Genomic DNA, 7,107 nt, shown 5'->3' with positions numbered 1-7,107 from the left:
CACCCCCCAGGTCATGCCTTCGACAGGGGGACACAGTCATGCCGGACCCGGAGGCCAGCGGCCCCGTTGCGGAACCGCAGAAAACATAACGGGGGGCATCAGGCGGCGAGAGTGAAGTCGTCGGGGTTGAAGGGTTTGTTGAGGTGCGGGGCGAGCAGATGCGCGGCCAGACGCGGGGGGACGGCGTTGCCGATCTGCGAGAACCGTTGGCCCTTGTTGCCCTGCCACGGATAGCCGGCGGGGAAGCTCTGCAGCACGCCCGCTTCCTGCGCGGTGATCTTGATCGGCTCGGGCTTCGGCTGCTGCTCGCGGTCGGGAAGGCTGGAGGTGGTGTCGGCAACCCAGGTGCATTCGTTGGCCCGGTGGCCAAAGAACAGTGTGCCGGCGGGCTCGTCGGCACGGCGCACGGTGGCGTTGGCCTGGTTGTTGCTGCGCAGCGACCACGACCAGCGGGGCGCCTCGGCCGTGAACGTGGTGCCTGGTGTACCTGCTGGATGGATCTGTGGGCCGCAGGCCCGCACGGCCGGGCCGGAGCCTTTCTGCCGGGAGGCCAGGAGCGCTTCCGTGGTACGGGGTGTCCAGGTACCGCGGTCGCGGGCGTCGGCGAGGGCCTTGCGGGAGCCGGAGGGAAAGGGTTCCGGGCCGCCTCCTGGTCCGCCGCCGGCGCACACGGTGGGCACGGGACGGTCGGTGGCGCCCCATCCCAGAGCTTCGGCCATTGATATCCACCGGGCCCGGGCCGGCCCGAACAGGCTCTCCGGCTCCGATACGTGGGCGTGGGTGGGTGTCGGGGGTTCGGCGGTCCGGACGCGGGAGGCGAGGAGGATGGCCCGTCGCCGGGTCTGGGGGACGCCGTAGTCGGCGGCGTTGAGGATCCCGGTCCAGACGGAGAATCCCCAGGCGCGCAGGACGGCTGCGTACTGCTTCCACAGCGGCAGGACGTCCGGGACCTCCTCCATGACCACCCACTCGGGCTCGCCCGCCAGGTTGAGGGCGTACAGGTAGCGCATGGGTTCGGCCGCGAGCAGGGACCGTTCGTCGCGGCACGCGGCCAGCAGCGCGGCGCGGGTGTCACGGCCAGCGGCGAGGTCGACAACGGCTTGGTGGACGAGCGGCTGGTCGAGAAGGCCGAGGCGCTTGCCGGCCATACTCCATGCCTGGCACGGCGGGGACGCGATGACCCCAACGGTCCGCCCGACGAACGGCCACGCCGGATACTTCGCCACATCCGTCCGGATCGTCAACTGCCCAGCTGCAGCGCGTGTCCGGCACGCCCAGAGGTCCCATTCCAGGCCGATGTCACGCACACCGAGCACGGACAGTGCGTGGCTCCAGCCGCCCGGACCCGCGAACAGATCCACCACGGTCAAGAAGCAAGCCCGAAGTCGTCCTGTATCGGAGCGCCTTCACCGCGGCACGCCCAGGGCGAGCAGCCGTCGGCCACCCCGTTCTCCAACTCGTCCGCTGATGTGTTGCGTTCGTCGAGTTCTTGTTGGCGCGCCGCCCACTCGACAGCTGTGACGTGGTCGATGGGGGCCTGGCTGAGGGGGACGCGGGAGCGGTGTAGGAACGCCTGCCCGAGCAGCCGGTTGCCGGAGGCATTGGCCCGGGCGTTGCCCTGGCGGATGGCCGCGTCGAACGCGACCACGTCCTCCCATTCTTCCGGGCTCGCGTCCCGGATATTCCTCCATTGCGCGTTTCCGTGAAATGGACAGCCCAGGCAACTCGATTTTGGTGTATCCGCCAGCCCGATGGAAGTCAGGTAACGGACGCAGTCCGCGCTGGACCAGTTGAGGTCGATGAGCGGATGCCGATTGTGCATGTACTTGACGTCGGCGTCCTTGGCCCGGTGGAATATATCTGTCGAGATGCCCACCCACTGCTCGACGAAGATATCCTTGGGGATGCGGTGCGGGTAGGGATATCCGAGAAGCTCCCGGACTTTCTTCTTGATCGGCCTAATTTTATATTCCCCTGTACAGTGGCGCCTGTTCATGCCCTGCTTCCCGTCCTGGTTGAGAACGTAGAGAGGCATGGAGGCAAAACGGTGATCGGGGTCGAGTGCGTCGTTCCGAATGTTTCCCGCAGAGACCCGCAGGACGGGTATCCCTGCCGGGGCAGCGATTTCCCGTTCGAGGCGGTCGAGGTGAGCATAAACGGTGCGCGGTTCCCATCCGGTGTCAGCGAAGATGGCGTAATCAGCCTTCGGGAGAACTCCGTGCGTCGGCAGGGCGAGCAGGGTGCTGGACTGAACTCCGGCACCGAGCGAAATGCAGGTGATGAAAGGAGATGAGGAAATGCTGGGTCCTTGCGTTGAGCGGGAATGCCCAGGCGGCATCCCCGGAGAAGAAGGAGGTGCGCTCAGCGCCGCGCAGGAGCAGGAAGGGCGACGGGGCGTTGTCGGTGAGGTGGCGGCTGCAGGCGCGATGCCCTCCTGGTGATAGGGCGGAGCGGACCTGAGCGCCCGCGACGTGGTCTTGGGCTGCGGAGCCCAGGACACGGTCTTGGTCTCGAAGCGTGTTACCGGCGCGCTAGCTGCACGGCAGGAAGCTTGGGAGCGGCTCTCGCGGGGGTCATCGCTTTGGCTGCGGGACGCTGTGCGGCCAGGACCTGCTGCCCTTGTTCGGTGACGGTGACCTTCTGCCCGCGGGCCAGGGAGGTGCTGGTGTCCCGGTCGACGAGCCCGCGTGTGGCCAGGGCACGGAAGGTGGCGATGGAGACGCGGGTGCCGTCGCTGGTGGCGACGCGGGTCACGCCCAGCCCGCGCTGCGAACTCTCGTGCAGCCTCCCTGCGCCGGAGGCGAAAGCTTGGAGGGCGTCGTACTGGGCGCTGGTGAGTGCGGGGGCGGCAGCCCGCTGGGCGGAAGCCGATTCATCTCGGGTGGCGGCGAGGGCGCGGGTGATGCCGGTGGCGACGTAGTGGCATCCGGTCGCGCTCAGGTCGAGTTGGCGGGCGGCGTCGACGAGATGGCCGGTCATCTTCGGGATGGCCTCGGCGCGGCGAGTGGTACGCACCGACTCGTCGTCCGCCGAGTAGCCGGCGAATGGGGCACCTTCATAGGGGTTGGCGTACAGCGCGCTGGCGAGGTCGTTGCCGGCCTGTGAGGAGGCGACCACGACGGAGGACAGGCACTCCAGGCCAGCGCTGCTGCCGGCGACGGCGGTGTATGCGCTGGCGTCGAGGGCGCGCAGGCGAAAGAGGGCGGTGGCCGTCAGGTCCTGGGCCCTGAGTAGGAGCGGGCTGATCCGGTGCAGCGCGTCGGTGCCGGGGGTGTAGGAGATGTCGAGGACGCTGGTGTGCAGGGCCTCGAATTCGCGTGCCAGAGCGCGCAGTTGCTGTGCTTGTTCTGCCGGGCTGAGCGGGGGCATGGGGGGGTATGGCTCCGGGAGGGTTGGTCAGCGGCTTCGGGTGGCCGTCTGTGCGGCGGCGGGCGCGGGTGGTGTGCTGCGGGGCCCGGTGGCCGGTGGATGGCTCAGGGCGGCGGCCAGAGCGGTGGTGCCTGCGCAGGTGAGACGGACGCGGTCCTGGAACGGCCCGCCCATGTAGGCGGAGGGCGCGGACTTCAGGTCGCGCTCGGCGAGTCCGTTGGACTCCAGCGACCGCAGGGTGGCGATCAGCACCCGCTCGTCGCGGTAGTGGACGTACTGCCGTCCCGGGGAGCTGGTGGCCACGACGTGCCCGCAGGCGATCTCCCAACGCGACGCCATCGACCTCCTCGGCCACGCTCTCCGCAACCCCACCGAGATCACCGGCAAGCCCGACGACGGCGACGAACCACCCCTCGCCGGAGCCGCCGTCCGCTGACGTTGCCGTCAATTACTGCCGTCAGACCACGCTGAAGCCCTGCCAGATGACACCTGACAGGGCTTCAGATTTGCATCCGTGGATTCACTCCGGGTGCCGCTGACAGAGCATTCTCACCGGAGGCGTCGAAACACATCCAGAGCGGTCCCCCTCCCTTACGGGAGAGGATTAGAGCGTATCGATTTCGTTCCCCTTTGAGTCAATGATCGCGTAGTCGCCGGGATAGGGGACCCAAACCCCAATCCCGTTAGGCCACGAGACAATCTCAAGCGAGGCCACGTTTGAGATTGCGGTCCGGAGATATACCGCCTCACCATCACTCAGGGAGAAGGTGGTTCCTACCGGCTCGAAGCACACCTCGATGCTTTCCCCTCGCGCCGCCACAAATTTCAGGTCTACGACCTGCTCTTCCTTGCTCACCTGACTATCTCCAAGCATCGATGATCTCCTGAGTCAGCCGCACGCGCGCCGGTGCAGTCTTTCCGCCCTTTCCTGCGAGCGCTGCACTCTGGTAGAAGTCCTGCAATTTCTCCGCGTCACCCCTGCTTGCCAACCCTCGCAATTCAGTCGGAGAGCGTGTTCCTGCGAGGTGAGAGGAATCTCCGGAACCCCAGACGCGCCCGCCCACTTCTTGCAGGGTGGCACCTTCAAGTTTCGGAACGCCGACCCTGCCGCCCGGATTGGCGAGATCGGTGGCGTTCCCCTTGGAGTCGACCGAGAAGCGAGGATCACAGTTGCTGTTGTGAACCAAGACCGGCGTCTGACCAGCCAGCACATAGTACGTATGGATGCTCTCGACTGTGAGGTTTCGAGTCTCCAGCCGTCCCTCAAAGGATCGAACGGTACTTACATCGACTGTCGGCAAGGGCTACGGCCCAGGGAGGCCCTGAGTGTGGCGGATGCGAGTAGCCGTGGGCGAGCGATCATGCTCGGCCCACGGGCTCCGGGGGTGCGCAGCGCTTCGCGTGTTCAGCCGTCTGTAGTCAGGTCTGGCAAACCGAATGCTGATCCAATGCTGACCCAATGCTGACTCTACTGACGTGTAATTAGAGGCGTGACTAGGTCGGATGTCGTACGACAGTTGTCGGTCGGGAGCAATGTGAGGGCCGCGGCTGGGCGGTTCAGCACCGGCCGGAACCGCGTGCGCCACCTGTCACGGGCCTCCCTGCCCGCCAGGATGCCGGCCACGCGACGTCGTCGATCGCCAGCCACGGCGCGGCGGAGACGGCAGTCGGCGTGAGCCCCGTGAACGCCTTCACTTCGCGGTGCAGATGGGACTGGTCGACGTAACCGCTCTCGGCCGCGACACCGGCGGGAGGGAAACCCGCCGCGAGCAGATGGGCCGCATGGTCGAACCGCACCAGCTGGGCGGCCCGCTTGGGGGTGACGCCGAGCTGCGCCCGGAAACGCGCCCACAGACGCTTGCGGCTCCAGCCGACGTCGTCCGCCAGGCCGTCGATACGCATCCGGCCCCTGCTGGCGACTGTCCGCCTCCAGATGTGGGCGACCTCCGGATCGACCCGTAGGCCGTCCCCGATCCGCAGGCGGACGGCGTCCGCCGCCATCGCGAACCGCTCCTCCCACGATCCGGCTGTACGCAGCCGCTCCTCGAAGCGCCCGGCGTCGCGGCCCCAGACGTCCGCCAAGGACTCCACGCTCCCGCTGCCCCCGGCCGACGGGCCGAGCACTGCGGCCGCCACATCCGGCTGCAGCCGGATCTGCAGGCACGCGCCCACCAGGCCGGACGCCCGCAGCTCCCCGGGGGCCAGGCCGATCACGACACTGCCGCGTCCGTGCAGCCGCTGCGTGTCGTAGACCAGGCCGTCATCGTCGCTCAGATCGATGAGCAAGGTGACGGACGGATGCGCGACCATCGCGATGTCGACGGGCGCGGGGACACGGTGGCGGAATCCGGCCATGCTGATGCCCGGCAGCCGGTCCGAGGGCTCCGGTACTGCGATGTCAACGCCCGACCACGCGGGTGGCACGCCCTGCGACAACACGGCGCCAGTCTAGGTCGGGCCTGCCGGCGGGGTTCCGGCGCACAGGGTCGCGAAGTCCAGCAGCAGCCGGCCCACCGGCTCGGGCGCTTCCAGCATGGGCATGTGCCCAACGCCCGGCAGCATCTCGACCCGCACGCCCGGCACGACGCCGTACTGGCGCGCCGACGCCGGATCCCACCGGGGATCGGCGGCGCCGAAGACCACGAGCACCGGGAGCCCGAGGGCGGCGAGCCGCTCGGGCACGGACTGCTCGGCGAGGTACGCGGTGTTCTCGCGCAGCACCTTGCGGAACGCGCGGTACGTGGTGCTCCGCACGTCGGCGACCATGCCGGGCGGAATGGGCGCAGGCCCGGCGAGCGTGGCGCCGATGCCTTTGCGGATCATCGCATCGGAACGCCGCCACCACAGCAGCGGCCCGAAGGGCGGTGCCAGCATCACGCGGAGGACGGCCGGCTGCGGCAGGAGCGCGTCGAGGTGCGGGCCGGTGCTGATGATCGCCAGCGAACCCACCAGGTCGGGGCGCTGCTCCGCGAGCGCGGTGGCGACGTATCCGCCGCTGGAGTGGCCGGCCACGGTGACGGCGCGCAGCCCGAGTTCGTCGAGCAGCGCCGCCACGCGGCCCGCCTGCGCCGGAACGTCGTAGGACGCGGCGCGCGGCGACTGGCCGCAGCCCGGGAGGTCTATCCGGACGACATGATGACGGGCGGCGAGGGCCGGGACCACCGGCCCCCAGGAGGCGCTTGAGGCTCCAGACCCGTGGATGAGCAGCAGTGGCGGCGCGTCCCGCGGTCCGTCACGGTCCACATGCATCGGCTGCGCGTGCTGTGCGTCGTGGGCGTTCATAGAGCGATGGTGCGGGGGGCGGCGGCTGCCGGTCTTGTACGAATGTCGCCAACGGCCCGCAGAGGGCGCGCCCCGCGTCTGGATGTCAACGATTCTGCTCGTGCTGGCGCTGTCGGGACCGTGTGTATCGGATGCAGTGGCGGATGCTGTCGTATGTAACCAAGTGTCGTGGTGGTCTATGAGTTCTGTCCGGATCTGCCTTCCGTTGAGCTTCCTACCGATCATGCTCTCGACCATGTCGGCGAGTTCGCCTGTGACAGGGGCAGTCAGGGGACCTGTCTCTGTGGTGGTCAGCCGTGGGGCCTCCAGGGCGAAGCGGACGTCCCAGGAGCGGAGGTTGTAGCGCTTTGTGGGCGGCGTCGGCGTCAGCAAGGGTACGTTCGAGTACTTCGGCCGAGTGCCGTGCCCTGCGGCCGTGGCGAGGTTTTCGAGGAGCGGCTTGCCGAACCACTGTGG

At 68.3% G+C, this 7,107-nt stretch carries 8 protein-coding genes and 1 pseudogene; 1 reads left to right on the top strand and 8 read right to left on the bottom strand.

Annotated elements, in window-relative coordinates; genetic code table 11:
- Positions 1-98: 98 nt before the first annotated feature.
- The 4 genes from ACIOKD_RS28525 to ACIOKD_RS28510 form a co-directional block, all read right to left on the bottom strand.
- A complete protein-coding gene (locus tag ACIOKD_RS28525; RefSeq protein ID WP_402089659.1) occupies positions 99-1,370 on the bottom strand; it encodes a DNA cytosine methyltransferase in 1,272 nt (423 codons plus the stop codon).
- Positions 1,367-2,239 (bottom strand): hypothetical protein, encoded by an 873-nt coding sequence (locus ACIOKD_RS28520; RefSeq protein WP_402089686.1) that lies wholly within the window; start codon positions 2,237-2,239, stop codon positions 1,367-1,369. Before ACIOKD_RS28520 ends, ACIOKD_RS28525 begins: the two co-directional genes overlap by 4 nt.
- Before the next feature lie 281 nt (positions 2,240-2,520).
- Positions 2,521-3,369 (bottom strand): hypothetical protein, encoded by an 849-nt coding sequence (locus ACIOKD_RS28515; RefSeq protein ID WP_402089657.1) that lies wholly within the window; start codon positions 3,367-3,369, stop codon positions 2,521-2,523.
- Positions 3,370-3,396: 27 nt separating this feature from the next.
- Complete coding sequence (locus ACIOKD_RS28510) at positions 3,397-3,672, bottom strand: hypothetical protein (protein WP_402089655.1); 276 nt, start codon at positions 3,670-3,672, stop codon at positions 3,397-3,399.
- Here ACIOKD_RS28510 and ACIOKD_RS28505 point away from each other — a divergent pair.
- A complete protein-coding gene (locus ACIOKD_RS28505; protein WP_402089653.1) occupies positions 3,665-3,805 on the top strand; it encodes a hypothetical protein in 141 nt (46 codons plus the stop codon). The two genes, ACIOKD_RS28510 and ACIOKD_RS28505, sit on opposite strands and share 8 nt — an antisense overlap.
- A gap of 168 nt (positions 3,806-3,973) precedes the next feature.
- Here the strand turns inward: ACIOKD_RS28505 and ACIOKD_RS28500 are convergent, their stop codons facing one another.
- From ACIOKD_RS28500 to ACIOKD_RS28485, 4 genes and pseudogenes are all read right to left on the bottom strand, one after another.
- Positions 3,974-4,225, bottom strand: coding sequence for a hypothetical protein (locus tag ACIOKD_RS28500; RefSeq protein WP_399265887.1), 252 nt, complete (start codon positions 4,223-4,225; stop codon positions 3,974-3,976).
- 4 nt (positions 4,226-4,229) lie between these two features.
- Positions 4,230-4,622: pseudogene (locus tag ACIOKD_RS28495) on the bottom strand (hypothetical protein); the annotation flags it as partial.
- 304 nt (positions 4,623-4,926) lie between these two features.
- On the bottom strand, positions 4,927-5,808 hold the full coding sequence (locus tag ACIOKD_RS28490; protein WP_402089651.1) for a helix-turn-helix domain-containing protein: 882 nt from the start codon (positions 5,806-5,808) through the stop codon (positions 4,927-4,929).
- A 9-nt stretch (positions 5,809-5,817) separates the two neighbouring features.
- Positions 5,818-6,651 carry an alpha/beta fold hydrolase gene (locus ACIOKD_RS28485; protein ID WP_402089649.1) on the bottom strand — a complete coding sequence of 278 codons (834 nt, stop codon included), beginning with the start codon at positions 6,649-6,651 and terminating at the stop codon, positions 5,818-5,820.
- Positions 6,652-7,107 lie beyond the last annotated feature (456 nt).

The sequence above is a fragment of the Streptomyces sp. NPDC087844 genome (genome assembly GCF_044742785.1).
Lineage (GTDB): Bacteria > Actinomycetota > Actinomycetes > Streptomycetales > Streptomycetaceae > Streptomyces.
This window is presented reverse-complemented; position numbering and strand designations above follow the sequence as displayed.

Bases quoted from the DNA above. Each gene is read 5' to 3' on its own strand.
- ACIOKD_RS28515 (WP_402089657.1), bottom strand. From the start codon at position 3,369: ATGCCCCCGCTCAGCCCGGCAGAACAAGCACAGCAACTGCGCGCTCTG.
- ACIOKD_RS28485 (WP_402089649.1), bottom strand. From the start codon at position 6,651: ATGAACGCCCACGACGCACAGCACGCGCAGCCGATGCATGTGGACCGT.